At 72.9% G+C, this 26,463-nt stretch carries 23 protein-coding genes; 15 read left to right on the plus strand and 8 right to left on the minus strand.

What is annotated here, in order from left to right; translation table 11 throughout:
• Nucleotides 1-13: 13 nt before the first annotated feature.
• Both ABD999_RS02170 and ABD999_RS02175 read right to left on the minus strand, forming a co-directional pair.
• On the minus strand, nt 14-994 hold the full coding sequence (locus ABD999_RS02170; protein WP_271274881.1) for a zinc-binding dehydrogenase: 981 nt from the start codon (nt 992-994) through the stop codon (nt 14-16).
• A 5-nt stretch (nt 995-999) separates the two neighbouring features.
• Nucleotides 1,000-1,869 carry a haloalkane dehalogenase gene (locus tag ABD999_RS02175; protein ID WP_271274880.1) on the minus strand — a complete coding sequence of 290 codons (870 nt, stop codon included), beginning with the start codon at nt 1,867-1,869 and terminating at the stop codon, nt 1,000-1,002.
• 74 nt (nt 1,870-1,943) lie between these two features.
• Between ABD999_RS02175 and ABD999_RS02180 the strand changes: the two genes are divergently transcribed.
• On the plus strand, nt 1,944-2,441 hold the full coding sequence (locus ABD999_RS02180) for a MarR family winged helix-turn-helix transcriptional regulator (RefSeq protein ID WP_271274879.1): 498 nt from the start codon (nt 1,944-1,946) through the stop codon (nt 2,439-2,441).
• 278 nt (nt 2,442-2,719) lie between these two features.
• Here the strand turns inward: ABD999_RS02180 and ABD999_RS02185 are convergent, their stop codons facing one another.
• The gene (locus ABD999_RS02185; RefSeq protein ID WP_271274878.1) at nt 2,720-3,136 is read right to left on the minus strand and encodes a hypothetical protein; all 417 of its coding nucleotides are present in this window, start codon (nt 3,134-3,136) and stop codon (nt 2,720-2,722) included.
• Nucleotides 3,137-3,446: 310 nt separating this feature from the next.
• Here ABD999_RS02185 and ABD999_RS02190 point away from each other — a divergent pair, with 310 nt between their 5' ends.
• Nucleotides 3,447-3,752 (plus strand): hypothetical protein, encoded by a 306-nt coding sequence (locus ABD999_RS02190; RefSeq protein ID WP_148030523.1) that lies wholly within the window; start codon nt 3,447-3,449, stop codon nt 3,750-3,752.
• Between the two features lie 31 nt (nt 3,753-3,783).
• On the opposite strand, the gene ABD999_RS02195 is transcribed toward ABD999_RS02190, so the two are convergent.
• On the minus strand, nt 3,784-5,364 hold the full coding sequence (locus ABD999_RS02195; RefSeq protein WP_271274877.1) for an ABC-F family ATP-binding cassette domain-containing protein: 1,581 nt from the start codon (nt 5,362-5,364) through the stop codon (nt 3,784-3,786).
• Nucleotides 5,365-5,697: 333 nt separating this feature from the next.
• Here ABD999_RS02195 and ABD999_RS02200 point away from each other — a divergent pair, with 333 nt between their 5' ends.
• A complete protein-coding gene (locus ABD999_RS02200; protein WP_271274876.1) occupies nt 5,698-7,299 on the plus strand; it encodes an FAD-binding oxidoreductase in 1,602 nt (533 codons plus the stop codon).
• A gap of 11 nt (nt 7,300-7,310) precedes the next feature.
• Here the strand turns inward: ABD999_RS02200 and ABD999_RS02205 are convergent, their stop codons facing one another.
• The gene (locus ABD999_RS02205; protein ID WP_271274875.1) at nt 7,311-7,805 is read right to left on the minus strand and encodes a hypothetical protein; all 495 of its coding nucleotides are present in this window, start codon (nt 7,803-7,805) and stop codon (nt 7,311-7,313) included.
• A 158-nt stretch (nt 7,806-7,963) separates the two neighbouring features.
• Between ABD999_RS02205 and ABD999_RS02210 the strand changes: the two genes are divergently transcribed.
• From ABD999_RS02210 to ABD999_RS02225, 4 genes are all read left to right on the plus strand, one after another.
• Nucleotides 7,964-9,430: a hypothetical protein gene (locus tag ABD999_RS02210; protein ID WP_271274874.1), complete on the plus strand. Its 1,467-nt coding sequence runs from the start codon at nt 7,964-7,966 to the stop codon at nt 9,428-9,430.
• A 36-nt stretch (nt 9,431-9,466) separates the two neighbouring features.
• Nucleotides 9,467-10,366: a sulfotransferase family protein gene (locus ABD999_RS02215; protein ID WP_271274873.1), complete on the plus strand. Its 900-nt coding sequence runs from the start codon at nt 9,467-9,469 to the stop codon at nt 10,364-10,366.
• Nucleotides 10,367-10,463: 97 nt separating this feature from the next.
• Entirely contained in the window at nt 10,464-12,080 is a 1,617-nt protein-coding gene (locus tag ABD999_RS02220) for a sulfatase-like hydrolase/transferase (RefSeq protein WP_271274872.1), read from the plus strand.
• A 51-nt stretch (nt 12,081-12,131) separates the two neighbouring features.
• Nucleotides 12,132-12,614 carry a MarR family winged helix-turn-helix transcriptional regulator gene (locus ABD999_RS02225; RefSeq protein WP_271274871.1) on the plus strand — a complete coding sequence of 161 codons (483 nt, stop codon included), beginning with the start codon at nt 12,132-12,134 and terminating at the stop codon, nt 12,612-12,614.
• Here the strand turns inward: ABD999_RS02225 and ABD999_RS02230 are convergent.
• Nucleotides 12,611-12,976 (minus strand): anti-sigma factor antagonist, encoded by a 366-nt coding sequence (locus ABD999_RS02230; RefSeq protein WP_148030531.1) that lies wholly within the window; start codon nt 12,974-12,976, stop codon nt 12,611-12,613. The two genes, ABD999_RS02225 and ABD999_RS02230, sit on opposite strands and share 4 nt — an antisense overlap.
• A 211-nt stretch (nt 12,977-13,187) precedes the next feature.
• On the opposite strand from ABD999_RS02230, the gene ABD999_RS02235 reads away from it, so the two are divergent.
• The gene (locus ABD999_RS02235) at nt 13,188-14,237 is read left to right on the plus strand and encodes an alpha-hydroxy acid oxidase (protein WP_345482527.1); all 1,050 of its coding nucleotides are present in this window, start codon (nt 13,188-13,190) and stop codon (nt 14,235-14,237) included.
• Here ABD999_RS02235 and ABD999_RS02240 read toward each other — a convergent pair.
• On the minus strand, nt 14,209-14,772 hold the full coding sequence (locus ABD999_RS02240) for a cupin domain-containing protein (RefSeq protein ID WP_271280545.1): 564 nt from the start codon (nt 14,770-14,772) through the stop codon (nt 14,209-14,211). The two genes, ABD999_RS02235 and ABD999_RS02240, sit on opposite strands and share 29 nt — an antisense overlap.
• Nucleotides 14,773-14,851: 79 nt before the next feature.
• On the opposite strand from ABD999_RS02240, the gene ABD999_RS02245 reads away from it, so the two are divergent.
• The 7 genes from ABD999_RS02245 (at nt 14,852) to ABD999_RS02275 (ending at nt 24,823) form a co-directional block, all read left to right on the plus strand.
• Nucleotides 14,852-16,315, plus strand: a complete 1,464-nt coding sequence (locus ABD999_RS02245) for an SWIM zinc finger family protein (protein WP_271280544.1) — start codon at nt 14,852-14,854, stop codon at nt 16,313-16,315.
• The gene (locus tag ABD999_RS02250; RefSeq protein WP_345482528.1) at nt 16,312-17,691 is read left to right on the plus strand and encodes a DUF5691 domain-containing protein; all 1,380 of its coding nucleotides are present in this window, start codon (nt 16,312-16,314) and stop codon (nt 17,689-17,691) included. The genes ABD999_RS02245 and ABD999_RS02250 overlap by 4 nt, the downstream gene beginning before the upstream one ends.
• Nucleotides 17,688-18,752, plus strand: a complete 1,065-nt coding sequence (locus ABD999_RS02255; protein ID WP_148030534.1) for an ATP-binding protein — start codon at nt 17,688-17,690, stop codon at nt 18,750-18,752. The genes ABD999_RS02250 and ABD999_RS02255 overlap by 4 nt, the downstream gene beginning before the upstream one ends.
• Complete coding sequence (locus ABD999_RS02260) at nt 18,749-21,193, plus strand: DUF5682 family protein (RefSeq protein WP_271280465.1); 2,445 nt, start codon at nt 18,749-18,751, stop codon at nt 21,191-21,193. The genes ABD999_RS02255 and ABD999_RS02260 overlap by 4 nt, the downstream gene beginning before the upstream one ends.
• Entirely contained in the window at nt 21,186-22,367 is a 1,182-nt protein-coding gene (locus ABD999_RS02265; RefSeq protein ID WP_345482529.1) for a VWA domain-containing protein, read from the plus strand. The genes ABD999_RS02260 and ABD999_RS02265 overlap by 8 nt, the downstream gene beginning before the upstream one ends.
• A gap of 63 nt (nt 22,368-22,430) precedes the next feature.
• A complete protein-coding gene (locus ABD999_RS02270) occupies nt 22,431-23,801 on the plus strand; it encodes an MFS transporter (protein WP_345482530.1) in 1,371 nt (456 codons plus the stop codon).
• 11 nt (nt 23,802-23,812) lie between these two features.
• The gene (locus ABD999_RS02275) at nt 23,813-24,823 is read left to right on the plus strand and encodes an enolase C-terminal domain-like protein (RefSeq protein WP_271279233.1); all 1,011 of its coding nucleotides are present in this window, start codon (nt 23,813-23,815) and stop codon (nt 24,821-24,823) included.
• Nucleotides 24,824-24,844: 21 nt separating this feature from the next.
• On the opposite strand, the gene ABD999_RS02280 is transcribed toward ABD999_RS02275, so the two are convergent.
• Entirely contained in the window at nt 24,845-26,350 is a 1,506-nt protein-coding gene (locus ABD999_RS02280; RefSeq protein WP_261808431.1) for an LCP family protein, read from the minus strand.
• Nucleotides 26,351-26,463 lie beyond the last annotated feature (113 nt).

The raw sequence follows: 26,463 nt of genomic DNA on the forward strand, positions 1-26,463 counted from the left end.
GTGGGAAGAGGGGTCACGGTCGCAGGACCGTCTTTCCGGTGGTGGCGCGCGATTGCAGAGCGAGGTGCGCGGCGGCGGCGTCCGCCAGGGCGAACCGCCGGCCGATCACGGGGATGAGTCGCTTGCTGATCAGCGCTTCCATGGCGCTGAGCTCCAACGCCCGGGTGCCTCCTGGGCGCTGAAGGATTCGGGCCCCGACGGCGGAGGCGGCGCTGATCCCTCGGGCGAACAGGTCGTGGGCCGACAACTCGGTCAGGGATCCCGAAGCGGAACCGAACATCACCAGGCGTCCGGCCACCTCGAGCAGTTCCAGCGCGTCCCGGCCGATCTGGCTCCCGACTCCGTCGAGGACCAGCGTCACCGGCCTGCCCGCCAACGCCTCGCGCACAGCGTCGGGCCAGCCGGGCCGGTTGTAGTCGATGGCGTAGTCGGCGCCCAGCCCGCGGATGAGCGCCACCTTGTCGGGGCCGCCCGCGACGCCGACGACCGTCGCGCCGACGGCCAACGCTGCCTGGAGCAGCAGGGTTCCGATTCCTCCGGCGGCTGCGGTGACCAGGACGACGTCGCCGGCGACCGGGCTCGCGAGTTCGAGGATCGCCATGGTCGTCCGGCCGGTGCCGATCATGGCCACGGCGGAGTCGGCGTCGACGTCGTCAGGCAGGACGTGGAGGGCCGCCGACGGGGCCAGCGCGAGCTCGGCGTACCCGCCACTGGCCAAGCCGAGATCGGCGACGACGCGGCGGCCGATGAGGTGCGCGTCCGCGCCGGAGCCTATCTCGTCGACGAGTCCGGCGACCTCCCGGCCCGGAGTCATGGGCAGGCGGGGCGCGACCCGCGGCCCGCCTCCTCCTTGGCGGATCACCGTGTCCAGGAGATGAACACCGGCCGACTCGACCCGGATCCGCACCTCGCCGTCGGAGGGATGGGGATCGGGCACCTCCTCCAACCGGAGTTCCCCGGGGCCGCCGAACGCGTGCTGCCTGATCGCTCGCATCGTGCTCAGCCCTCGCCGCGCAGGTTGTGCTTGACCAGCCAGGCGAGCAGCGAGGCGGCGATGGCCTCGGGCTGGTCCTCGGGGGTGTGATGGCCGGCGGGCCCGTGCGTCACGATCTCCAGGGCGGACACGTGGGCGGCGCACCAGTCGATGGTCTCCTTACCCGTCATCGTGCCCGGTCCGGGCTCGAAGGTGAGCAGGAGCTTGGGCACCTCCGCGCTGTCGGCCAGCCACTCGTCGTAGGCGGCGACCCTGGCCACGACGTCGGCCGGCTCCCCCTCCAGGGGCATCGCCCGCGGCCACTGCAGCAGCGGCAGCCGGCTCTGCCTGGTCGGGTAGGGGCGGCGGTAGACCTCGTGGTCCTCCTCGCTCAGCCCGCCGGCGATGGTGGCAGGAAGCGCCTTTTCGATGAACGCGTTCTGGTCCAGGACCATGGCCTCGCCCACACCGGGCGTGCGCATGGACTCGAACAGCGGGCGGGCACCGGTGGGGAAGTCTGCCCAGGACATCGGCCTGATGATCGTCTCAGTGAACGCGATGCCCCGGACCCGTCCGGGATTGCGGGCGGCCCAGTCGAAGGCCAGGGCGCCGCCCCAGTCGTGACCGACCAGCACGACCTGATCGAGACCGAGCGCGTCGAACCACGCGTCGAGGTAGCGGGCGTGATCGTGGAAGGTGTAGGCGATGTCGGGCTTGCCCGACTCACCCATGCCGACGAGGTCGGGTGCCAGGCACCGGCCGTACTGGCTGACGGTGGGCAAGATGTGCCGCCACAGGTAGGACGAGGTGGGGTTGCCGTGCAGGAAGACCATCGGCGTCCCCGCGCCGGCCTCCCGGTAGAAGATCGTGGAATCAAGAACATGGGCAGCGGGCATGGCAGGTCTCTCTGCGAAGATGGCATACTAGACAGGTACCTGACCATACTAGAACTAGACAGGTGGCTGTCAATATGAGCCGAGATCCGTCCGCCAAGCGCCTGCGGCTCGCCCTCCTCCTGCGCCTCCTCCACCGCGAATACGCCCATGACATCGAGGCGTCCCTCGCAGAGGCGGGCTTCGGCGACATTCGCTCGGGGGATGCCAAGGTCTTCCCGTTCGTCCCGCCCGAGGGAATAGCGATACGCGAGCTCGCCGTCCAGGCCGGCGTGCGCAAGCAGACCATGGCACAGTCGGTCGACCAGCTCGAACGTGCCGGTTATCTGGAACGCCGCACGAATCCCCGCGATGGCCGGTCACGGTTGATCGTCCTCACGGAACGGGGAAGGGCGGTACGGCCGCTGGCGGCGGGCATGGGAGACAGGATCGAACAGCGGTGGGCCGAACTGACCAGTCCCGAGGAGTTCGAGACCCTCCGCGGCCTCCTGCACCGCCTGCTGGACCGCATCGGCCAGGCGGACCCCGACGCGGCCGCCCGCTTGACGTCGCTCGGCGACAGTCATCTCGACTGACCCCCAACCGTGCACGGTACGGCGGGTGTCGTGCGGGCGCAGGGTGCGCGCTGATGTCTGCCCTCGTCAGCGATTTGTTGCTCACGCCTCGGCCAGGAGTTTCAGATCACGTCCGCGTGGCGAGTACAGATACGACATCGTCCACGTACGCCTTGACGTGGCCCGTGAGGTGAGCAGCAGGTGGGGCGGCTCTGTTCGCGCACGCCATGGTCTGGCCGGACCGGCTCCGAACCGCCCCTGTGAGCTCCGGCGGCTGAGCCGGTACGGGCTCGGGTGCTTCAGGTGCAGGTGATGGCGATCGGCGTAGTGGCGACGCGCTGGGAGAAGTCGGGCGCCCCGCCGTCCAGGTTGGCGAAGCCGTAACCCATGACGTGGTAGTTCCCCGGCACGCAGGACACCATGTTGAGCTTGTAGACGTAGGCGAGGTTGTACTGGTAGATCTCGGCGTAGTTCAGGAAGGTGCCGTCCCGGTACAGGGAGAGGTAGCCGCCGATGAACGAGACCTTCTGGTTGCACGAGACCTCGACGTAGGCGTACACGTTCGTCGTGTACAACTGGGTCGGGTTGGTGATGGTGATGGTGCAGCTCAGGGCCGAGGCGCTGGCCGCGTTCGCCGCCTGGGCGGGTGACACGCCGAGCGCCAGGGCGGCTGCCGCGCCGAGTGCGAGGGCGCGCCTTGCATGGTGAGGTTTCAAGAAGTCATCTCTCCCTACTGCCGCTGGGGCGGGGGGTTCTTGGGCGAGAGTCACACGACGACCGCGGGTCCGGACAGGCCCATTTCGGGTGGTGACCGGCGCCCTGGTGGTCGTATCGCGGCTTCCGGGCGGCCCGTATCCGCCCGGCGACCTCGCCCGGCGGATCAACCGGCCGGTCGCGGGCCTCGTGACGGGGAGCGACGGTGTCGTCGCGGTCGCGTCCGCGCGGCGGTGCGGGTGAAACTTTCAGCACCGGCTCTGGCCCGCCGGTTCGCCACGGGCGTGCGCCGGTCGCGCTAGCGTGCTGCTTATGATCATCCGTACCTGGAGAGGCTGGACGCGGGCGGCCGACGCGGCCGACTACGAGGCCTACCTGATGCGCACCGGATACGCCGAGTACACCGCCACCCCCGGCAACAAGGGCGCCTACTTCACCCGCCGCGACGCCGGGGACCGCACCGAGTTCTTCCTGATCACCATGTGGGACTCGTGGGAGGCGGTGAAGGCGTTCGCCGGTGAGGACCCGTCCGTGGCCGTCTTCTACCCCGAGGACGAGCGTTTCCTGGTCGACAAGGAGCTGACCGTGGACCACTACGACATGTTCGCCGGCACGTAGGACGCATGCATGATCACCGAGGCCCCGGCGTTCACCGCTCCTTCCGCAGCCAGCGGGTGATGCCCAGCGTCTCCAGGAACGGCAGGTCGTGGCTGACCACGATGAGCGCCCCCCGGTAGGCCGACAGCGCCTGGGAGAGCTGGCGGACGCTGGACATGTCGAGGTTGTTCGTGGGCTCGTCCAGGAGGAGCAGGTGCGGCGGGGGCTCGGCCGACAGCAGCGCCGCGAGCACCGCGCGGAACCGTTCGCCGCCCGACAGCGTGCCCGCCGCCCGCTCCGCCCGCTCGCCCCTGAACAGGAAGCGCGCCAGCCGCGCCCGCACCTCGTTCACCGGCGCTGACGGCGCGAAGCGGCGGACGTTGCCGAGCACGCTCAGCGAGTCGTCCAGCAGGTCGAGCCGCTGCGGCAGATAGCCGGTCGGGACCGGGTGGTCGCCGTCCGCGACGCTCCGCAGCAGGGTCGTCTTGCCGGACCCGTTCGGGCCGACCAGGGCGATCCGCTCAGGGCCGCGGACGACCAGCTCCGCGATCGGCTCGCCGTCCTCCTCAGGCCCGCCGCGCAGCTCGTACAGGCCCGTCAGGTCCGGCAGGGTGAGCACCGTGCGGCCGGCCGGGACCGCCGTCTCCGGCAGGGTGACCCTGATCTCGTCGTCCTCGCGCAGCGCCTGCTCGGCCTCGGTGAGGCGGTCGCGGGCCTGGTCCAGCTTCTCCGCGTGCATCGTGCGGTGCTTGCCCGCCGAGACCTGCGCCGCCCGCTTGCGGCCGCCCATGACGATCTTGGGCTCGCGTTTGGTCGCGTTCATCTTGTTGCCGTACCGGGCCCTCCTGTCCAGCTTGGTCTGCGCCTCCTCCAGCTCGCGTCTCTGCCGCCGGACGTCGCCCTCGGCCGCGCGGACCGTGCGCTCGGCGGCCTCCTGCTCGGTCTCCAGCGCCTCCTCGTACGCGGTGAGGTTGCCGCCGAACATCCGTACGGCGCCGTCCCGCAGGTCGGCCACCTGGTCCACGAGGTCGAGCAGGGCACGGTCGTGGCTGACGACCACCAGCACCCCGGACCAGGAGCGGACGGCGGCGTAGAGCCGGCGGCGCGCGTCCAGGTCCAGGTTGTTGGTGGGCTCGTCGAGCAGCAGCACCTCGGGGCGGCGTACGAGGAGCGCGGCCAGCCCGGTCATGACCACCTCGCCGCCGGACAGCGTGGCGGCGGTGCGGTCCAGGTCCAGGTGGCCGAGGCCGAGCCGGTCGAGTTCGGCGCGGGCGCGCTCCTCGACGTCCCAGTCGTCGCCGATCACGGTGAAGTGCTCGGCGGCGACGTCCCCGTTCTCGATGGCGTGCAGGGCGGCCCGCTGCGCGGTGATGCCGAGCAGGTCGGCGACCGTGCTACCGGTGGCCAGCGGGAGGTTCTGCGGGAGGTAACCGATCTCGCCGGCCACGCTGATCGTGCCCGAGGACGGGCGCAGTTCGCCGGCGATCAGCCGGAGGAGGGTCGACTTGCCCGACCCGTTGACGCCCATCAGGCCGGTGCGGCCGGGGCCGAAGGCGACGTCGAGGTCCGACAGGACGGGCGTGCCGTCGGTCCACTCGAACGAGATGGCGTCACAGACGATGGAAAAAGACATAAGGGCGGCTCCCTGACGTGTCTAGAAATTTCGGGACACGTGGAGACACCGCGCGCGCAGACCGGGAAGACCGGAAAGGAGATGGCCGAAAGAGAGGCGATCGTCTGAGGTCGGGCATGCGCACAGCGAAATGGCGCGGCGTCTCGGCCTCAGATCTCCAACAGGATCACCTCAGGGGTCGGCGACAAGGACGCCGAAACCATACCCGCTGGACCCTCCGAGATCAAGGGGTGGAGCCATCTCCACCCCCGTCGTGCACCTGAATCCATTCACGGGGCGGGCCGCGATCCCTAGCGTCGTCAGCGAGGGCTTCGACGAGACGGGGGACCGGTCATGAGCGAGATCACGCGGCGGCTGTTCATCGGGGCCGGGGCTGCGGCCGGGGGCGTGGCGGCGGCCGGCGGGGTCGCGCCGCCCGCCCGGGAGGCACCGCTGTCAGGACCCGTCGTGGTGCGGCCGGGGGACCCGCGCTACGAGTACCTGGCGGTCCGCAGGACCAACCTGCGCTTCCGGCACGAGCCCGAGTACTTCCACCTGGCCGGCTCCACCGAGCAGGTCGTCAAGGCGGTGCAGGAGGCGGTGCGGGCCGGCCGCAGGATCGCCGTGCGCAGCGGCGGCCACTGCTACGAGAACTTCGTCGGCGACGGCACCGAGGTCGTCATCGACCTGTGTGAGATGTCCGGCGTGTACTTCGACGCCAGGCGCGGCGCGTTCGTCATCGAGGCCGGAGCCACGCTGATGGACGCGTACCGGACGCTCTACCTGGGCTGGGGCGTCACAATCCCCGGCGGCCAATGCGGGGGCGTGGCCGCCGGGGGGCACATCGCGGGCGGTGGGTACGGGCCGCTGTCCCGCCGCGACGGGCTGACCGTCGACCACCTGCACGCCGTCGAGGTCGTGGTCGTCGACCGGGACGGCCGCGCCCGCGCCGTCGTCGCCACCCGGGACCCCGGCGATCCGCACCACGACCTGTGGTGGGCGCACACCGGCGGCGGCGGAGGCAACTTCGGCGTCGTCACCCGTTACTGGATGCGCGACCCGCGCGCCCGCGGGAACGACCCGGCCCAGCTGCTGCCCAGGCCGCCCCGCACCGTCCTGTCCGGAGTGGCGATCTGGTCGTGGCAGGGGATGGACCGCGCCTCGTTCCGCAGGCTGCTGCGCAACTACGCCGACTGGCACGTACGCAACAGCGAGCCCGGCAGCCCGAACCTGTCGCTGTGGGGCTCCCTGATGATCCCCGGCAGGCAGGCGGGCGACGACCCGGGCGGGATGATCATGCCCACCCAGATCGACGGCGACCTGCCCGGCGCCGAGAAGCTGCTGCGCGACCACTTCGCGTTCGTCGCCGACGGGGTCGCGCCGCCGCAGTACGTCCCGCCGCTGGTCCGCCAGCCCTGGTACGAGGCCGTACGGGAGCTCTCACTCGGCGCGGACGCCGAACGGGGCCGGTACAAGGGCAAGTCGGCCTACCTGCGGGAGCGGTTCACCGACGAGCAGGCCGACGTGGCCTACGACCATCTCGGCGAACCGGGCGAGATCTCCTCCCAGGGCATGCTCTGGCTGCTGTCGTACGGCGGGAAGGTCAACACCGTGCCGCCGGAGGCCACCGCCACCGCGGAACGCCGGTCGGTGCTCAAGGCGCTGCACCTCGTCACCTGGGACGAGGGCCAGGACGGCGACGCCCGCGTGGCGTGGGTGCGCGGCCTGCACAGGGACACGTTCGCGCGCACCGGCGGTGTCCCGGTCCCCGGCGGCAACTGCGGCGGCGCCTACATCAACTACCCCGACAGCGACCACGCCGACCCGGCCTGGAACACCTCCGGCGTCCCCTGGTCCACGATCTACTACGACGGGAACTACGCCCGCCTCCAGCGGGTCAAGCGCCGCTACGACCCCCGCGACGTCTTCCGCCACGCCCTTTCGGTGCGGCCGTAGCCGGCGGCGGGTCAGCCGCCGCCCCGGCGCTTGGCCCGGGCGCCGCAGTTGCCGTAGCCGTCGGAGCCGCCGGTGGCCCGGTCGTCGAAGAACACGTGCCGGCCGGTCCTGCCGGTCCGCGTCGTCCCCTCGAAGGCGACGCACTTGTCCTTGGCGTAGGCCTTCACCGGTCCCGCGTAGTACTTGTAGTCACTCTTGTCCTGGTAGGTCCGGTCGGGGGTCTCGACCCAGAGGGTGGCGGTGGTCCAGGTGGGCACTCCCGCGTGCCTCGACTTGATGGTGACGACGCAGTTCTCTCCCGTACGCGCGCTGTAGAGCAGGTGGACGTGGGCCCAGACGACGCCCTCGCGGTCGGTCACCGGCCGGGTGCCGTTCGCCACCTTCCCGAAGCCGGGACCGCACACCTGCTCGGGGGTGTGCCCGCCGTGCGCGGCGGCCGGTGAGGCGGTCAGGGCGGTGGCGAGCAGGGCCGCCGAGACGAGTCCTGCCGTGGTTCTGCTCATCATGAGATGTCCTCCCGAGTCGTGGACGGTGATCACGAGAGTGCGGGGCGGAGCGATTGTCCGGAACCGTCCGGCGTGAAGTGCGGACAACGAGTTGTCCGTGGACAAACCGGTTCTCGTCAGATGATCATCGGAGAGGGGGTGGGAAGGGGGCGGTCGCGATGGAACGCAGGGCGGGCAGACCCCAGGGCCGGCCGAGAGGAAGCACGGAGCAGGCCAACGCGCTGGCGGAGTTCCTGCTCGGGCTCACCGGCGGGACGACTCTCCGCGAGCTGGCCGGGCGTTACCACGTGAGCAAGACGCTCTGGGGTGAGTACCGTTCCGGTGAGAAGATCATCCCGCTGGAGTTGCTGCGGCGGCTGGTACGCGACCGCACTCCAGACGAGCGCACCCGCCGGACGCGCCTGGAGACCGCCGAGCGCCTGCACGCGGCAGCCCTCGCCACAACTCCCCAGCCCTCCACCGCCCTCACGGAACCGCCCCCCGCCTCTCCCTCGTCCGTCGAGGCGGCCCTGTCCGCCGGCCATCCCACGTCTGCCGAGCCAGCCCTGCCCGCCGGCCCTCCCACATCCGCCGAACTGGCTCCGCCCCCCGCCTCACCCGCGCCCGTCGAGCCGATCGTTCCCGTGGCGGCGTCCGGTGGGGTGCCGGTGGGACGGCGTAGGCGGCGTCCTCTGCTGTTCATCGGCGTCGCCGGGATCGTGGTGCTCGCCGTGCTCGTCGCCCTGGCCGGGTGGGAGCCGCCGAGCGCGCCCGGCGTCCCGGCGAGCGGCGTCGTGACGGCCCAGCCTGCCTCGGGCGCCGGGGTGTTCTCCGTCGGGCCGGGCGGCCGGGGCGTCTTCCGGTGGGACGGCGGCGAGGAGTGGACGAAGATCGGGGACGCCGCGAAACGCCTCTGGGCCGGTCCCGCGGGCCTGTTCGCGACGGGCATGGACGACCGGCTCTACGTGTACGGCGGGAGTCCCGGCGTCTGGTCACCCATCAGCGAGCCGGGCGCCGACTTCGCCGTAGCCGGTCCACGGTTGCACCGGCTGGCCGCGGACCGCCAGTCCGTCCACGTCTGGGACGGGAAGGGCACCTCCTGGACCTGGATCGGCGCGCCGGCGACACGCCTGTACGGCGGCACGCGAGGCCTGTTCGCCGTCGCCCCAGGCACCGGCTGGATCTGGTTCTACCGGGGCAGACCCGGCCACTGGGACTTCGCCGGAACCGAGGGCGCCTCGTTCGCGGTCACCGGCCAGGGCCTGTACGGCCTCACCCCGGATCGCGGCGCGGTGAACCGCTGGACCGAGGGGGAGCCGCCGGCGTCACGGCGGCGATGGGTCCACGCGGCGGGCCCCGCGGGCGAGCTGTACGGAGGCGCCGCGGGCCTGTTCTCCACCGACCCGCCGGGCGCGCGGCTGCGCGTCCTGCCGGAGCCGGGACCGGGGGTCTGGCAGGACATCGGCCCGGCGGGCGCGGAGACGCGGGTGGGCGGCCGGGCGGTGTACGTCCTGACCCGGGATCGTTCGCGGATCCTCCGCTGGACCCGCGACACCGGCGCCTGGCAGCGCATAGGCGGACCCGCCCGGACCCTGGCGGTCTGGGAGGACCCGGAAGGTCAGGCCGAACCTCACAGGGCGGGTTAACCGGGGGTTCACCGGTCACCCGTACGTTGACGGGCCATGAGCTGGAAGTACAGGGCCAACGCGACGCTAGAAGGACTGACCGGTTACACGATCACCCGCGCCGGGAGGCGGCGGGCGGCGAAGGCGCCCGAGCCGAGGCCCGCGCCCAGGCCGGCGCCGGAGACGCAGCGGCTGCCCGACGACGTGGTGCGCGAGCCGGTGGACCCGGCGCACGACCGGCTGCTCCGCGAGCCCGTCTTCCTGCTGTCGTCGGTCCGGTCCGGCTCGACCCTGCTGCGGGTGATCCTGAACTCCCACAGCCAGATCCACTCGCCCATCGAGACGCACTTCCGCCGCATGACCGTGGCGTTCGGCACCGACCCCGTACGGCAGGCGATGCGCCTGCTCGGCCACACGCACGCGGACGTCGAGCACCTCGTCTGGGACCGGCTGCTGCACCGGGAGCTGTCGCGCAGCGGCAAACCGATCCTGGTGGAGAAGACGCCGAGCAACGTGTTCGTGTGGAAGCGCCTCAGGACGTGCTGGCCGGACGCCAGGTTCATCTTCCTGCTGCGGCACCCGATGTCGATCGTGCAGTCCTGGCACGAGGCCGACCCCGTCAAGCGGCCCATGGCGGAGGCCGTGCCGCGGACTCTCGCGTACATGAACTACCTCCAGGAGGCCCGCACCCAGGTGGAGGGCCACACCCTGCGCTACGAGGACCTGGTAGCAGAGCCGGAAGGGACGCTGAAGGACCTCTGCGCCTTCCTCGGCGTGTCCTGGGAGCCCGGAATGCTCAACTATGGAGACAAGGATCACGGGACGTTCCAGAAAGGGGTGGGCGACTGGCGCGACAAGATCAAGAGCGGTACGGTCGTCGCTGGCCGCCCGTTGCCCCCAAACGACGAGCTGCCTCCCGAGCTCGAGGAGATCTGCAGGCTCTGGGACTACTGCTGACGAGCGCGGCCATTTCGTTATCCGGCTCCGGCAGAGTTCGCTTGCCGTTCTCCCGTGGTTCGCACCCCGATCTCACACTGCACCAAAGGTGTCCTGCATGATCCCCGCTCCCTCACGTCGCACCCTCCTGGCGGGTGCGCTGGCCGGCCTGTCCGTCCCCGCCGCCGCGTCGCCGGCGCAGGCCGCGCTCGTCTCCCGGCCCAACTTCCTGGTCATCCTCGCCGACGACCTGGGGTGGGGTGAGATCGGCATCAACGGGCAGAAGAAGATCGTCACGCCGAACATCGACCGGCTGGCGGCCGACGGGGTGCGGTTCGAGGCCGCCTACGCGGGGGCGCCGCTGTGCGCGCCGTCGCGCTGCTCGCTGCTCACCGGTCTGCACGCCGGCCACTCCACCGTACGGGAGAACCCGGAGGGCGGCCCCCAGCGCGCGCTGCGGGAGGGCGACCTGACCTTCGCCGAGCTGCTCCAGCTGGCCGGCTACCGCACGGCGTGCATCGGCAAGTGGGGGTTCGGCCCCGAGCTGCCCGGCCAGCCGTCGCATCCGAACGAGCGCGGCTTCGACGAGTTCTTCGGCTACATCAGCCACCGCCACGCCCACCAGTACTTCCCCAGCTACCTGTGGCGCAACGGCGGCAAGGTGGCGATCACCGGGAAGAAGTACGCGCCCGACCTGTTCCTGCGGCAGGCCGTCGACTTCATCAAGAAGCCGTCCGACCGGCCGTTCCTGCTCTTCTTCCCGACGAACCTGCCGCACTCGCCGAGCGAGGTCCCCGGCAACGCCGGCCGCTACAAGGACAAGCCGTGGAGCCGCGCCAACCGGCGCCACGCCGCCCAGGTCACGCTGCTCGACTCGTACGTGGGCGAGCTCGTGGGCGCGCTGCGCGAGGCCGGGGTCGCCGACGACACGATCGTGCTGTTCATGAGCGACAACGGCCCGCACCGTGAGAAGGGCGTGACGCCCCGGCTGTTCGACTCCAACGGCCCGTTCCGCGCCGACAAGCGCGATCTGTACGAGGGCGGCATCCGGGTGCCGCTGATCGCCTGGTCGCCGAAGATGCGCTCCCGGGTGGAGACGCGGCCGGTGGCCTACTGGGACCTGATGCCGACGCTGGCCGACCTGGCAGGGGTGCCGGTGCCCGACGGGATCGACGGCCGCTCGTTCCGCGGCATGCTCAGCGGCGGTGCCGGGCCCGACCACGACCACCTGATCTGGAACCGGCCGCGCAAGGCGCAGGCGATCCGCCGAGGCCGCTGGAAGGCGATCAGGTTCGCGCCCGGCGTCGAGGGCGCGGGCCCCGACGGCAGGATCGAGCTGTACGACCTCGACGACGACCTCGGCGAGCGGAAGGACCTGGCCGCCATCAGGCCGGACGTGGTCTCCGAGCTGATGGACCTGCTCGACCGGTCGATCGGCCCCGACCCGCGCCGCCCGTACGGGCTCAGGGTGACGGCCTCGGGCGACCGCGTCACCGTGACGCTCGTCAACGGCTCGGCCGTCACGTGGCGCAAGGTGCGGCTCGGGCTGACCCTGCCGCGCGGGGGCAAGGTGACGGCCCGCAAGGAGGTGGCCGAGCTGCTGCCGGGCGAGGAGACCAGCGCGACCTTCCGGGTTCCCGGGCGCGGCCTGGTCACCGGGTCGGCGGCCTTCCGCTCGGGGAAGAAGCGGCACACGTTCCGCAGGACCTACCGCCACCAGCGCAGCCTTGTGTGAAATATCGCATCATTCGGCAGCCCGTGATGTGAAGCGTGTACAAAGAGGGCTATGCCAGAGCGGGCGGACGATCTCTCCGCGGTGATCTCGGCGGTGCTGACGGGCACCCGCCTGCTCGTCGGCATCGCCGCCCGCTCGCTCGGCGCGGTGGCGGACCGGGTCACGCTGTCGCAGTTCAGGATGCTGGTGGTGCTGGCCACCCAGGGGGAGACCAAGCTCGTCACGATGGCCGACCTGCTGAGCGTCAACCCCTCCACGGCCATGCGGATGGCCGACCGGCTGGCCGCCGCCGACCTGATCGTGCGCGAGGTCAACCCGCTCAACCGCAGGGAGAGCCTGATGCGGCTCACCCCGGAAGGCCTGCACGTCGTGGACGAGGTGACCGCCCGCCGCCGCGCCGAGATCGGCACGATCGTGGCGCGCATGTCGCCGGAGCAGTGCCGCGCGCTGGTCGCGGCCATGAACGCCTTCAACACGGCGGCCGGTGAGCCTCCCGGGGAGGGCCCGCACCCGCTGGGCTGGCCCGAGGGCTAGGACGTGATCGGTTTGGGCAGGGCGGCGATCGCCTCCTGGACCGTGCCGTACGACCTGAACCGCTTGGTCAGGCCCGTGACGTCGAGCACCCGCTGGACGCGGGGATGGAGCTCGCAGAGGACCAGGACGCCGCCGGACGCCTCGGCCCCGCTCGCCGCCGCGATCAGGACGCTGAGCCCCGACGAGTCGCAGAACTCGACGCCTTTCATGTCGACGACGACCTTCGCGGGCTCGGTGCTCGCGATGGCCTCGGCCATGCAGCGGCCGCACTCGGCCGCCGTAGCGATGTCGAGCTCACCCGACAGGCTGAGGACGGCGGCGCCGCCGTTGGGGGTGATGATCCAGGAGAAGCCGGGCTGCATGTCTCCGCCCTCCTAAAGTGTGACATTTCACCCTTGAGCTCACCATTGCACAATGCAATGAATCCAGGCAGTACCCAAGAAACAACGCCAACATGCGCCGAGTCCCGTTAATCTCGCCGCTGCGCGTCAACGATGTGACTCAGCGCTACTGGAGCGTACGTCCTGCAAGCCACGATTGCCAGCCCCGGCATCGTACGGGCACATTGAGCGCATGGATCCGGTCAACCTGCGCGAGTACGAGCAAGCGGCCAAGGACAGATTAGACCCCGATCTCTACGACTATTTCGCCGGCGGAGCCCAGGACGAGGTGACGCTGCGTGCCAACGAGGCGGCGTTCCGGCGGCTGATGCTGGTGCCCCGGGTGCTGACCGGCGCCGGCGAGCCCGCGCTGGACGTCACGATCCTGGGACGGACGGCGTCGATGCCGGTGCTGGTGGCGCCCACCGCCTTCCACCGGCTGGCGCACCCGGAAGGGGAGCTGGCCACCGGGCGGGCGGTCGCCGCAGCCGGGGGCATCATGATCACCGCGATGCTGTCGACGGTGGCGATGGAGGAGGTGGCGGCCACCGGCGCCGAGCTCTGGTTCCAGTTCTACCTGCAGCCGGACCCCGGCTACACCGAGCACCTGGTGCGGCGGGCGGAGGCGGCGGGATGCCGGGCGCTGGTGATCACCGTCGACTCACCGGCGCTGCGGACAGGGGAGCGGGCCAGGAGCGCGCTGCTGGAACTGCCGGCGGGACTGTCGTGCCCCAACCTGGGCGGCGACGGTGACATCCGGCAGGTGACGCTCTCACCGGAGATCTCGTGGGAGCACGTGGACCGGCTGCGCAGGACCACCTCGTTGCCGATCGTCCTGAAAGGCATCCTGCACCCGGCCGACGCTGCCCTGGCGGTCGCGCACGGCGCCGACGCGATCATCGTGTCCAACCACGGCGGACGCCAGCTCGACTCCGCCGCCGCCACCATCGACCGCCTCCCGGCGGTCGCCGACGCGGTGGACGGCCGCGTGCCCGTCCTGCTGGACGGCGGCGTGCGGCGCGGCACCGACGTCGTCAAGGCGCTCGCCCTGGGCGCCCGCGCCGTCGCGATCGGCCGGCCCGTGGTGTGGGGGCTGTCGGTGGCGGGCGCCGACGGCGTCGCTCACGTGCTGGCGCTGCTCCGCGCCGAACTGGCCAACGCGCTCACCCTGTGCGGCCTCGGCTCGGCCGGCCAGGTGCCGCGCGACCTGGTGGTCACCGACGGCCCGGCGGCAGCGCCGTGAAGTCGGCGAAGTCGAATCCCGGCGACACCACGCAACTGACCAGGACCTCCCGGTCTTCCGCGGGCCTGGCCGACTGCCACACGCCGCCGGGCACCACGGCCTGCGGCACCTGCCCGCGCTCGACGTCCGGCCCCAGGATCACGCTCTCGTCGCCGATCGTCAGCCGCAGCGGACCGCCCCGGTGCCACAGCCACACCTCGTCGGAGCGCACCATGTGCGGCACCGACTCCTCGCCCGGCCGCAACAGGAAGTAGATCCCGGTCGCGGAGGCCCGGGCGCCCTCGTACCCGTCGGGCCGGAACGTCACCCCGGCCCGCCACGTCTCCCTGAACCACCCACCCTCAGGATGCGGCAGCAGGTCGAGCGCCCGCGCGACCGGCGGCCGCGGCTCGAACCCCACCGGCGCCCCGGTCACGTCCCGCCGCAGGAACCGCGTCCCGTCGAGCACGAGCTGCCCCTCCAGCCCCCGCGCCAGCGCATCCTCCTCGCCGGCCACCTCGAACACCGGCCCGTCCGGATAGATCATCAGCTCCATCCGGCAGATTTTACGGGGGCGCGGTCGATCGTCTTCGCACGGTCGCGGAATGTCGGTCGGCCTGGCTAATGTGCGGCGAGTGATCGAACGGTGGAGCCGTGATCAGGTCCTCTCCCTCGCCCCCGACGCGTCCTCACGGAAGGCTGCCCAGGGGGTCGCCGCGCCGGGCAGGTGGCCGGTGCGCGGCCTGACGGGCGAGGTCCTGTTCGGCGAGTGCGAGGGCAGCGGCGCCACGCCCTACCAGGCCTGCGTCGACCTGGGCGAGCCCGCCTACCGGTGCAGCTGCCCGAGCCGCAAGTTCCCCTGCAAGCACGCCCTGGGGCTGCTGCTCCTGTGGTCCTCTGACGGCGTCCCGCATGCGGACGGGCTGCCCGCGTGGGCGGGGGAGTGGCTGGCCCAGCGCGAGGCCCGCGCCGTCCGCTCGGCCGCCCGCCCCGAGGCCGCGCCGTCCCCACCGCCCCGCAACGGCGAGTCGTTGCGGCACGGGCGGGTCGCGGCCGGGCTGGCGGAGCTGGAGCGGTGGCTGGCCGACCAGATCCGCCAGGGCCTGGCCGCGGCCGCGCCGCACGACTGGGAAGGTCTGGCCAAACGGCTCATCGACGCCCAGGCGCCGGGGGCGGCGGGCATGGTGACCAGGCTCGCCCGGGTCAGGGACGAGGACGAGTGGCCGGGCCGGCTGCTGGAGGAGCACGCCCTGCTCCACCTCCTCGCCGTCGCCTACCGCAGGCGCGCCGAGCTGCCACCGGAGCTGGCCGAGACGGTGCTGATGCGGGTCGGGTTCCCGGTCACCCGGGAGGAGGTGCTGGCCCGTCCGGTGGTGCGCGACCGATGGGACGTCCTCGGCCGGCGCGACGAGGAGCAGGACCGGCTCACGGCCCGCCGCGTCTGGCTGCGCGGCCGCTCGACCGGCCGCGCCGCGCTCATCCTGTCCTTCGCCCCCTCCGGCCAGCCCCTCGACGCCTCCCTGGTGACGGGCACCGCCATCGACGCCGACCTCGCCTTCTACCCCGGCGCCGCCCCCCTCCGCGCCCTCGTCGCCCACCGCCACCCACCCGCCCTTCGGGAAGCCGTCGCAGAACACGCGCCGCAGCCCTCGGCTCCTTCGGGAACGCTCGCGGGGCATGCGTCGCCGTCCCTTTCGGGAGCCGGCTCTCCTCGTACGGGCGTGCGCGCCGACGCCCCAGAGGCGCCTCTGACGGGCGGATCGGGCGCTGAGACGGGGTCGTCTGCGGGGGATGCGCACGGGGCTTCTTCGGAAGCGGGCGGGGTCGTGCCGGGGATGAGTGCAGACGACGCGATGGGGGAGGTCGCCGCGGCGCTGGCCGCCGACCCGTGGACCGAGTCGTGGCCGCTGGTGCTGACCGGTGTGGTGCCGGGGGAGGCCACGCTGGCCGGGTTCCCGCTGCTGGCCTCGTGGCGCGGGGTGTGGCGGCTGCTCGCCGTGTCCGGCGGGCGGCCGGTGACGGTGGCCGCCGAGTGGACGCCGCGCGGCCTGCGCCCCCTGACGACCTGGGACGAGGACGGGACGGTGGTGATCCTGTGAAGACCGGCGACTCTTCGGCGGCCCTCCGGGCGACGGCGAACGACTGGGAGGAGCTGGCCTCGACGGCCCTCGTCGGGACCGACCGCAGACCGTACCCCGGAGACCTGCTCGGCGCCGCCGCCGTCGAGACGGTGCGGCGGCGCGCCGGGCGGCGGCCCGTGGAGCCCGAGGGCGAGGAGGCCGCGCCCGGGGAGGAGCAGGAGCCGGTCGGCAGGCGCGCCGCCGAGCGGCTGGCGCGCATCGTGGGCGGCGAGCACGAGAGGCTGCTGCCCGAATGGCTGGCCGTCGCCGCCGCGACGGGCCGCAGGGTGCCCCCTTATGTGCTGCCCGAGCTGCTCGAACGCGGCCGGTGGGACCGATCCGTGCGTGCCCACCTCGGGGTGATCGCCGGACGGCGCGGCCGGTGGCTCGCCGCGCGCAACCCCGCGTGGGCCTACCTCCTGGACGAGCCGACCGGCGAGACGTGGGAGCTGGGCAGCGCCGCGGACCGGCGCGCCCACCTGCGGCGGCTCAGGAAGCAGGACCCCGCCGGGGCACGGCGGCTGCTGGAGACCACGTGGGAGCGCGAGACGCCCGACGACCGGGCCGCGTTCACGGAGATGCTGGCCGACGGGCTGTCCATGGACGACGAGCCGTTCCTGGAGTCGGCGCTCGACGACCGGCGGCGCGAGGTGCGCCAGGAGGCCGCCAACCTGCTCACCCGCCTGCCGGGGTCCCGGCTGTCGCGGCGGATGGCCGAACGTGCCCGCGCCTGCCTGACCGTCACGCCCGCCGCGATCCTCGTCGAGCCGCCCGCGGGCTGCGACGGCGTGATGGAGCGCGACGGCATCAGGGCCAAGCCGCCGCGCGGGTTCGGCGAGCGGGCCTGGTGGCTGCAGCAGGTGATCGCCCGCGCGCCGCTGACGATGTGGGGCGAGCCGCCCGAGAGCCTGCTCGCCCGCCGCATCCCCGAGTGGGACGGCGAGGTGAAGGCCGGTTGGGTGCGCGCCGCGGTGCTGCAGCGCGACCCGGCGTGGGCGCGGGCGATGTTCGCCTGGGATCCGATCGCCGACCTGCTGGAGGCGCTCGGCCCTGACGAGCAGCAGGAGCTCGCCGCCGGGTTCACCTTGGGCCACGACCTCGACAGCCAGCTGATCATGGTGCTCGGCGGGGTGTCGCCCTACTGGCGGGAGCCGCTCGCCTCGGCCGTCCTGCACAAGATCGTCAAGGTGGCCGCCAGCCAGCCGTGGAACCTCGACGAGCTGGTCCGGCTGGCCGGCGAACGCCTCGACCCCGGCCTGGCCCCGCTGGCCGAGAGCTACTCGCCCGCGCCGGCCGTCCAGCGGGTGGCCGCCTCGCTGCGCTTCCGCGCCGACATGTTCAAGGAGTTGTCATGACCGTTCTGCGTCCCCACGCGGAAGACCAGTACGCCGACGAGCTGGCCCTGCTCGCCAAGGAGGACGACCGGGCGCGCCCGCCCGGCTGGAAGCTCTCGCCGTGGGCGGTCACCACCTACATCCTCGGCGACGGCGACCGCGTCACCCCCAAGTACGTCGGCGCCCGCCGCATCGTCGAGGTCGCCGTCGCCACCCTGGCGACCGACCGGGCGCTGCTGCTGCTCGGCGTGCCCGGCACCGCCAAGACCTGGCTGTCGGAGCACCTCGCCGCCGCCGTCAGCGGCGACTCGACGCTGCTCGTCCAGGGCACCGCCGGCACCGCCGAGGAGGCCATCCGGTACGGGTGGAACTACGCGCGGCTGCTGGCCGAGGGCCCGTCCCTGGACGCGCTGACGCCGTCCCCGGTGATGCGGGCGATGGCCGAGGGGCGGGTGGCCAGGGTCGAGGAGCTCACCCGCATGCCGTCCGACGTGCAGGACGCGCTGATCACCGTGCTGTCGGAGAAGACGCTGCCCATCCCGGAGCTCAACCGCGAGGTGCAGGCCGAACGCGGCTTCAACGTCATCGCCACCGCCAACGACCGCGACCGCGGCGTCAACGAGCTGTCCAGCGCGCTGCGCCGCCGCTTCAACACGGTCGTGCTGCCGGTGCCCGCCACGGCCGAGGAGGAGGTCGACATCGTCGCCCGCCGCGTCGCCCAGCTCGGCCGCTCGCTGGAGCTGCCCGAGACGGCGACCGCGCTGTCCGAGATCCGCCGCGTCGTGACCGTCTTCCGCGAGCTGCGCGCCGGCCTGACCGAGGACGGCCGCACCAAGGTCAAGTCGCCCAGCGCCACGCTGTCCACCGCCGAGGCGATCTCGGTGCTGACCAGCGGCATCGCCCTGGCCGCCCACTTCGGCGACGGCGTGCTGCGGCCCGCCGACGTGGCCGCCGGCATCGTCGGCGCGGTGGTTCAGGAGCCGGTGTCCGACCGGGTGGTGTGGCGCGAGTACCTGGAGACGGTCGTGCGCGAGCGGTCCGACTGGCGCGACTTCTACCGCGCCTGCCGCGAGGTCTCATGAGCGGCGTCTCCGTCCTGGGCGTCCGCCACCACGGCCCCGGCTCGGCCCGCGCCGTCCGGGCCGAGCTCGAACGCCTGCGCCCCGACGTCATCCTCGTCGAGGGCCCGCCGGAGGCCGACTCCCTCGTCCGCCTCGCCCCTGACCTGGAGCCGCCGGTCGCGCTGCTGGCCCACGTCCCCGGCAGCGCGTCCAGCGCCGCCTTCTGGCCGTTCGCCCGCTTCTCCCCGGAATGGCAGGCGATCCTGTACGGGGTCGGGGCGGGCGTCCCGGTCCGCTTCTGCGACCTTCCCGCCGCCCACACCCTCGCGGAGCCCCGTGAGCCCGCCGAGCCCGCTCCGGAGTCCGCGGAGGAGACGACGCGGCTCGATCCCATCGGGGCGCTGGCCCACGCCGCCGGATACGACGACCCGGAGCGGTGGTGGGAGGACGTGGTCGAGCACCGGGGCGACACGCCGTTCGAGGTGATCGCCGAGGCCGTGGCCGCCGTCCGGGAAGGGTACGTGCCGGCCGGGCGGGAGGCCAGGCGCGAGGCGTACATGCGCAAGACCCTGCGTGCGGCGATCAAGGAAGGGCACGGGCGGATCGCCGTGATCTGCGGGGCCTGGCACGTCCCAGCGCTGTCCGGGCCGCTGCCGCCGGTCAAGGACGACAACGCGGTGCTGCGCGGGATGCCCAGGGTGAAGGCGGAGCTGACCTGGGTGCCGTGGACGTACGGGCGGCTGGCCTGGTGGAGCGGCTACGGGGCGGGCATCACCTCGCCCGGCTGGTACGACCACCTGTTCACGGCCCCCGACCGGCCGATCGAGCGGTGGCTGACCGGGGCGGCGGGGGTGCTGCGCGACGAAGGGCTGGCGGTGTCGCCGGCGCACGTGATCGAGGCGTCGCGGCTCGCCCACGGGCTGGCGGCGCTGCGCGGCCGGCCGCTGGCGGGGCTGGGCGAGGTGACCGAGGCGGCCCGGGCGGTGCTGTGCGAGGGCGACGACCTGGCCGTCGAGCTGATCCACCGGCGGCTGGTCGTCGGCGACCGGCTGGGGCTGGTCACCGACGGCACGCCGATGGTGCCGCTCCAGCGTGACCTGCGCGACCAGCAGCGCAAGGTGCGGCTCAAGCCCGAGGCCCTCGACCGTGAGCTCGATCTCGACCTGCGCAAGCCGCTCGACCTGGCGCGCAGCCATCTGCTGCACCGGCTGCGGCTGCTCGGGGTCGGCTGGGGGGAGCCGGGGGAGGCACGGGGCAAGGGCACGTTCAGGGAGACGTGGCGGCTGCGGTGGGAGCCGGAGTTCGACCTGGCGCTGATCGAGCGGGCGGCTCTCGGCACCACGGTCGAGACCGCCGCCACCCGCCACGCCCGCGACCGCGCCACCGGCACGCCAGTTCCCGGACCGATGCCCGGTGGCTCGCCGGGGCCCGGCGGGACGGCAGGGGGTTCTCCCGGGTCCGGTGGTGGGCCGGGCGGGGTGTCGCAGGGCGGTGGGTCCGGCGGGGTGTCGCAGGGCGGTGGGTCCGGCGGGGTGTCGCAGGGCGGTGGGTCCGGCGGGGTGTCGTTGGCGGAGCTGACCGGGCTGGTGGAGCAGTGCCTGCTGGCCGACCTGCCCGAGGCGCTGCCCGACGTGCTGGCCGCGCTGTCCGCCAAGGCGGCGCTCGACACCGACGTCACCCGGCTGATGGCGGCGCTGCCGGCGATGGTGCGCGCGCATCGGTACGGCGACGTGCGCGGGACCTCGGCCGAAGGGCTGACGGTGATCGTGCGGTCGATGCTCGACCGGATCTGCGTGGGCCTGCCCGTCGCGGTGACCCGGCTGGACGACGAGGCGGCGGCCGGGCTGCTCGGCCACGTCGACGCCGTGCACACGGCCATGGGCCTGCTGGACGAGGGTGCGGGCGGGCCGGATCGTCCCCTGGACGAGAGTGCGGGCGGGCTGGATCAGCCCCCGAACGCGGGGGAGCCGGAGCAGCCCGGTGGCGGCGCGGCGTCGCCGCGTGAGCGGTGGCTCGCCACGTTGCTCGGGCTGTGCGGGCGTCAGGATCTGCACGGCCTGGTCGAGGGACGGCTGACCCGGATCCTGCTCGACGCCGGGGAGATCGACGACGCCGGCGACCGGATGGCCAGGGCCGCGTCGCGCGGCGAGTCGCCCGCCAGGACGGCCGCCTGGGTCGAGGGGTTCCTGTCCGGCGGCGGCCTGCTGCTGGTGCACGATCCGCGCCTGTTCGGGCTGGTCGACGAGTGGCTCACGGGGCTCGGTGCCGAGCAGTTCGTCGAGGTGCTGCCCCTGCTGCGGCGTACCTTCGGCAGCTTCGCCGTACCCGAGAGGAGAGCGGTGGGGGAGCGCGTGCGGCAGGGCGGGCGCGCGGCGGAGGCCGCGGAGCCGGAGCTGGACGAGCGGCGCGCGGGAGCGGCCGCGCGCACCGTGCTGGAGATCTTGGGGAGTGCGCATGGCTGACCAGGACGAGCGGCTGCGCCGGTGGCGGCTGGTGCTCGGCGGCGGCGACGCCGACGGCACCGGCCACGGCCTGCGGGGCGCCGACGCGGGGATGGACGCGGCGCTGGCCGCCCTCTACGGGCAGGGCGGCGGGGGCGGCAAGGCGGGCGGGCGCGAAGGCGGGCTGGGCGCGTCGGCGCCGCGGGTGGCCCGCTGGCTGGGCGACATCAGGACCTACTTCCCCGCCACGGTCGTCCAGGTGATGCAGAAGGACGCGATCGAGCGGCTCGACCTCACCCGCCTGCTCCTGGAGCCGGAGATGCTGGACGCCGTCGAGCCCGACGTCCACCTGGTGGGCACGCTGCTGTCGCTCAACAGGGTGATGCCCGACCAGGCCCGCGAGTCCGCCAGGGCGGTGGTCCGCGCGGTGGTGGCCGAGCTGGAGAGACGGCTCGCCCAGAAGACCAGGGCGGCCGTCACCGGCGCGCTCGACCGCAGCGCCAGGAACCACCGCCCCAGGCGCGCGGCCGACATCGACTGGGACCGCACGATCCGCGCCAATCTGAAGAACTACCTGCCGGAGCGCGAGACCGTCGTCCCGTCGCGGCTCGTCGGCTACGCGCGCAGGCAGCGGGCGGTCCAGCGCGAGGTGGTGCTGGCCATCGACCAGAGCGGGTCGATGGCGGCCTCGGTGGTCTACTCCAGCGTGTTCGGCGCCGTCCTGGCCTCGATGCGCTCGCTCAAGACGTCGCTGGTGGTCTTCGACACGTCCGTGGCCGACCTGACCGACCAGCTGCACGACCCGGTGGAGCTGCTGTTCGGCACCCAGCTCGGCGGCGGCACCGACATCAACAGGGCCATCGCCTACTCCCAGGGCCTCATCACCCGGCCGGCCGACTCGATCTTCGTGCTGATCAGCGACCTGTACGAGGGCGGCATCCGGCGGGAGATGCTGCGCCGGGTGGCCGCGATGACCCAGGCCGGCGTCCAGGTGATCGTGCTGCTGGCCCTGTCCGACGAGGGCGCGCCGTTCTACGACCACGAGAACGCGGCGGCGCTGGCGGCGATGGGCGTGCCCGCGTTCGCCTGCACCCCCGACGCCTTCCCCGATCTGATGGCCGCGGCGATCGAGCGCCGCGACATCGGCCGGTGGGCCGAACGCAACCTCGGCGGCCCCGGCCAGGCAGGTCCCTAGGGCGGACGGCCTACGCCCTGCGCCCGATGTGCCGGCCCGCCGGTTCGCGTAGCTTGACGGATCATGACGATGACTGCGGAGCGCGCCCCCGGCGTGCTCTCCTCCCGATACCGCGGGCTCAGCGTGGGGCTGGTCGCGCTGATCATGCTGGTGGCCTTCGAGGCGATGGCGGTGACCACCGCGATGCCGGTCGTGGCCCGCGAGCTCGGCGGCCTGCACCTGTACAACCTGGCCTTCAGCGCCACGCTGGCGGCGAGCGTGATCGCCACCGTGCTCGGCGGGCGGTGGAGCGACAGGAGCGGGCCGATGCCGCCCATCGCCGCGGGGGTGGCCGCCTTCGTCGCCGGCCTGCTGCTCGCGGGCGCGGCGCCGACCATGGAGGTCCTCGTCGCGGGCCGGTTCGTGCAGGGGCTCGGGGCCGGGCTGATCCAGGTGGCGCTGTACGTGTTCGTGGCCCGGGTCTACCCGCCGGAGCTGCACCCGAAGGTGTTCGCCCTGTTCTCTGCAGCGTGGGTGGTGCCCTCGATGGTGGGGCCGACGATCGCCGGGCTGGTGGCCGAGCACGCCGGCTGGCGGTGGATCTTCTACGGCGTGTCCCTGATCGTGGTGCCCGCGGCGCTGCTGCTCTGGCGGGGCGGCGGCGACCGGGCCACGGGCGGGGCCGGCGCGGCGGACGCCCCGGCGATCGGCGGCAAGCTCGCCTGGGCCGCGCTCACCGCCGTCGCCGCCGCGCTCATCCAGTACGGCAGCGCGCTCGGGCTGGGCGGCGTGCCGCTGCTGGCCGCGGGCGGCGCGCTACTGGCCGTCGCGCTGCCCCGGCTGCTGCCCGCCGGGTCGCTCAGGGCCGCCCGCGGCCTGCCGAGCGGGCCCGTGCTGCGCGGTCTCGCCTACGGCTCGCTCATGGCCGCCCAGGTCCTGATCCCGCTCATGCTCACCCAGGAGCGCGGCCTGTCGCTGGCCGCCGCGGGCGTGGTGCTGACGGTCGGCGCGCTCGGCTGGTCCGCCGGTTCCTGGATCAAGGGCCGCGGCACGATCGGAAACATGACCGCCCTGCGCGGCGGCGCCCTCATGATCGCGGCCGGCATCTCGCTGGTCTCGCTCGTCCTCGTCGACGCGGTCCCGATCGGGCTCGCGCACGTCGCGATGGCGATCTCCGGGCTGGGCATCGGCATGCTCCACCCCACGGTGTCGGTGCTGGTCCTGGAGATGTCGGCGAAGGGCGAGGAGGGCGGCAACGCGGCGGCGCTCGGGGTCGGCGAGTCGGTGTTCACCGTGGTCGCCGTCGCCGTGAGCGGCGCCCTGTTCACCGCCACCGGGCAGGGCTACCTCGTGGGACTCGCCTTCACCGTGCTGCTCGCTCTCGGCGCCGCGTGGGTGGCCCCCCGTTTCGTCCACCTCGCCGGGGCAGGCACACTGGAGGAGGCCGCGTCATAAGAGGGGGGCTCATGCCGCGAGTGCGGGAGCTGGAGGTGCTTCGTGTCGTGCTGCCCTACGGCAGGCGCACGGAGTGCCTGCTGGTGAAGCTGACCGACTACGGCGGCATGACCGGCTGGGGCGAGGCCGTCAGCCCCGCGCCCAAGTCCTGGTCCAGGCTGGAGGAGACGCTCGGGGCGGTGCTCATCGGCGTCGACTGGGAACACCCCGACAGCGTGCCCAGCGGTGACCCGGCCGTCGACATGGCCTGCTGGGACCTGTGGACCCGGATGCGCGGCGTGCCGCTCGCCGACGCGATCGGCGGCACCCGCACCTCGCTGATGGCGACCGTGCGGCTCACCCCCGACCTGTCGATAGAGAGCCTGGTGACGCGGGTCAACCAGCAGGTGTGCGCCGGCTACGGCCACGTGACGCTCGACGTGCGGCCCGGCTGGGACGTCGAGCCGGTCCGGGCCGTGCGCGCCGCCTACCCCGCGCTCACGCTCGCCGTCGACTGCGGCAACGCCTACACCGACGGCGGCCAGCTCGTCGCGCTCGACTCCTACGGGCTGGAGGTGATCGAGCGCCCCTTCCCGGCCGGCGACGTGTACGCGCACGCCGACCTGCAGGACCAGGTGAGCGCCTCGGTCGCGGTCGAGGTCCACCGCACGGCCGACCTCGACGACTACCTGACGCTGCGCGCGGCCAGGGTGCTGCTGCTGCGGCCGTCCGCCTTCCCGTCGATCAGCGAGACCCGCCGCGCCCACGACCGCGCGGTCGCGGCCGGGTGGGACATCCAGTGCGCGGGCGGTCAGGGCGCCGGGCTGGCCAGGGCGGCCACCGTCGCCGTCGGCAGCCTGCCGGGCTGCACGCTGCCGTGCGACGTGACGCAACCGCCGCGCAACAACCAGATCGTCACCCCGATCGTCGGCGCGAACGCGGGCGTCATCGCCGTCCCGTTCACCCAGCCCGGCCTCGGCCACACCGTCGACGAGACCCGGCTGCGCCGCCTGGCGAAGGACTACTTCACCTTCACCGGCTGAGCCGGATTCGGGGAGCGGGCGCTAGGCCTTGCCGCAGCCCGCCGAGAGGTCCGTGGCGGAGCTCTCGTCAGGGTCCGCGGTCTTCTTCGGCGTCTTCGAGGGCGACGGCGTGGCGGTGGCCGCGAGGGTGGCCGCAGAGGTGGCCTCGGGGGTGGCGTCCGGGGTGGCCTCGGGGGTGGCCTCGGAACTGGCCTCGGGGGTGGCCGAGGCCGCGACCGGCGCGGCGCCGGTGGACTCGCGGAGCGCCTTGCGGACGAGCTTGCGGATCTCCCGCCAGTCGGGGTCGTACGTCTTGATGAGCGGCGGTACGAACTGGACGCTGGTCGCCTTCGCGTCCTGTGCCTTCAGCGCGAGCGGCACCAGATGGGTCAGCATGTCGCGGGGGATGTCGGTCTCGACCAGATCCTCGGTCGCCCCGGCGATCGCGGTGAACCGGGACAGCACCGTCGCCGGGTCCGCCTGGTGGAGCAGCGCGCTGATCACGCATCGCTGGCGGCCCATCCGGGTGTAGTCGTCGCTGTTGGTGCGGGAGCGGGCGTACCACATGGCGTCCGCGCCCTTCAGCCTGCGCGTGCCGGCCTTCACCAGGCCCTCGTTGTACTTGCCGAAGACCACGTCCTGCTCGACGGTGATGGTGACGCCGCCGATCGCGTCGATCAGCCGGGCGAACCCCCACATGTTGACCAGCGCGTACCAGTCGACCTCCAGCCCCAGCGTGTGGCCGATGGTCTCCATCAGGACCCCGGGGCCCTGGTCACGCTTGCCGCCGAAGATCTCCGGGTGCGCGTCGGAGTACTCCCAGACGCTGTTGAGCAGGTCGCTGCGGCCGCCGGCGGCGTCGGCCGGCAGGCGGAAGCCGTCGGGGAAGCGCTCGGCCATCGGCGTGCCCGGCTTGAACCGCACGTTCTCCAGGTTGCGCGGCAGGCTGAACAGGACCGTGTTGCCCGTCTTCACGTCCACGCTGGCCAGGTGCATGCTGTCGGTGCGCACGCCCGGCCGGTGGTCGTCGGCGTCGCCGCCCAGCAGCAGGATGTTCACCCGCTCCCGGCCGGCCCACGGGTCCTCGGCCGGCACCGGCCGGTCGCCGTCGGCCTGCGGGTCCGTCCCGGGGTTCTTGAAGATGTGGTTGATCGTCTCCCGGCCCGTCCACGCGTACTGCGTGACCAGCGCGAACGGCGTGAGCACCGCGACGGCGAGCAGCCCGGCGAGCGCGCCGGTGACGATCTGCTCGGCTTGGCGCAGCAGGCCGGGCCGCAGCACCGTGAACGAGTGCACGATCAGGGTGAACCACGCGATGCCCAGCAGGCCCGCGGCGAAGGTGCCCAGCACCAGCGAGGTGTCGTCGACGAGCACCCCGGCCAGGGAGCCCAGGTCGGTGGTCAGCCAGAGGGCGAGGAGCCCGAGCAGGGCGGCGGCGTACACGCTGAGCAGCGTCAGGCCCGTCCTGCGCCACCCCGCCTTCAGGTGGGCGGCGCCGGGCGCCAGCGCAGCGAGCACCAGCCAGCCGACGAGCCGTAGCGCACCCACCCGAATCCTCCCCTGGAACACCAGATCACCGCTTCCCCGAAGTTCATCACATAGGCCCGAATCGAGGCGGCAGCCTACGGACAAAATACGAAATCTATGTTTATGAATGGATG

Source organism: Nonomuraea ferruginea, from assembly GCF_039540635.1.
Lineage (GTDB): Bacteria > Actinomycetota > Actinomycetes > Streptosporangiales > Streptosporangiaceae > Nonomuraea > Nonomuraea ferruginea.

Bases quoted from the DNA above. Each gene is read 5' to 3' on its own strand.
- ABD999_RS02170 (WP_271274881.1), bottom strand. From the start codon at position 994: ATGCGAGCGATCAGGCAGCACGCGTTCGGCGGCCCCGGGGAACTCCGG.
- ABD999_RS02175 (WP_271274880.1), bottom strand. From the start codon at position 1,869: ATGCCCGCTGCCCATGTTCTTGATTCCACGATCTTCTACCGGGAGGCC.
- ABD999_RS02180 (WP_271274879.1), top strand. From the start codon at position 1,944: ATGAGCCGAGATCCGTCCGCCAAGCGCCTGCGGCTCGCCCTCCTCCTG.
- ABD999_RS02190 (WP_148030523.1), top strand. From the start codon at position 3,447: ATGATCATCCGTACCTGGAGAGGCTGGACGCGGGCGGCCGACGCGGCC.
- ABD999_RS02195 (WP_271274877.1), bottom strand. From the start codon at position 5,364: ATGTCTTTTTCCATCGTCTGTGACGCCATCTCGTTCGAGTGGACCGAC.
- ABD999_RS02200 (WP_271274876.1), top strand. From the start codon at position 5,698: ATGAGCGAGATCACGCGGCGGCTGTTCATCGGGGCCGGGGCTGCGGCC.
- ABD999_RS02205 (WP_271274875.1), bottom strand. From the start codon at position 7,805: ATGATGAGCAGAACCACGGCAGGACTCGTCTCGGCGGCCCTGCTCGCC.
- ABD999_RS02210 (WP_271274874.1), top strand. From the start codon at position 7,964: ATGGAACGCAGGGCGGGCAGACCCCAGGGCCGGCCGAGAGGAAGCACG.
- ABD999_RS02215 (WP_271274873.1), top strand. From the start codon at position 9,467: ATGAGCTGGAAGTACAGGGCCAACGCGACGCTAGAAGGACTGACCGGT.
- ABD999_RS02220 (WP_271274872.1), top strand. From the start codon at position 10,464: ATGATCCCCGCTCCCTCACGTCGCACCCTCCTGGCGGGTGCGCTGGCC.
- ABD999_RS02225 (WP_271274871.1), top strand. From the start codon at position 12,132: ATGCCAGAGCGGGCGGACGATCTCTCCGCGGTGATCTCGGCGGTGCTG.
- ABD999_RS02230 (WP_148030531.1), bottom strand. From the start codon at position 12,976: ATGCAGCCCGGCTTCTCCTGGATCATCACCCCCAACGGCGGCGCCGCC.
- ABD999_RS02235 (WP_345482527.1), top strand. From the start codon at position 13,188: ATGGATCCGGTCAACCTGCGCGAGTACGAGCAAGCGGCCAAGGACAGA.
- ABD999_RS02240 (WP_271280545.1), bottom strand. From the start codon at position 14,772: ATGGAGCTGATGATCTATCCGGACGGGCCGGTGTTCGAGGTGGCCGGC.
- ABD999_RS02255 (WP_148030534.1), top strand. From the start codon at position 17,688: ATGACCGTTCTGCGTCCCCACGCGGAAGACCAGTACGCCGACGAGCTG.
- ABD999_RS02260 (WP_271280465.1), top strand. From the start codon at position 18,749: ATGAGCGGCGTCTCCGTCCTGGGCGTCCGCCACCACGGCCCCGGCTCG.
- ABD999_RS02265 (WP_345482529.1), top strand. From the start codon at position 21,186: ATGGCTGACCAGGACGAGCGGCTGCGCCGGTGGCGGCTGGTGCTCGGC.
- ABD999_RS02270 (WP_345482530.1), top strand. From the start codon at position 22,431: ATGACGATGACTGCGGAGCGCGCCCCCGGCGTGCTCTCCTCCCGATAC.
- ABD999_RS02275 (WP_271279233.1), top strand. From the start codon at position 23,813: ATGCCGCGAGTGCGGGAGCTGGAGGTGCTTCGTGTCGTGCTGCCCTAC.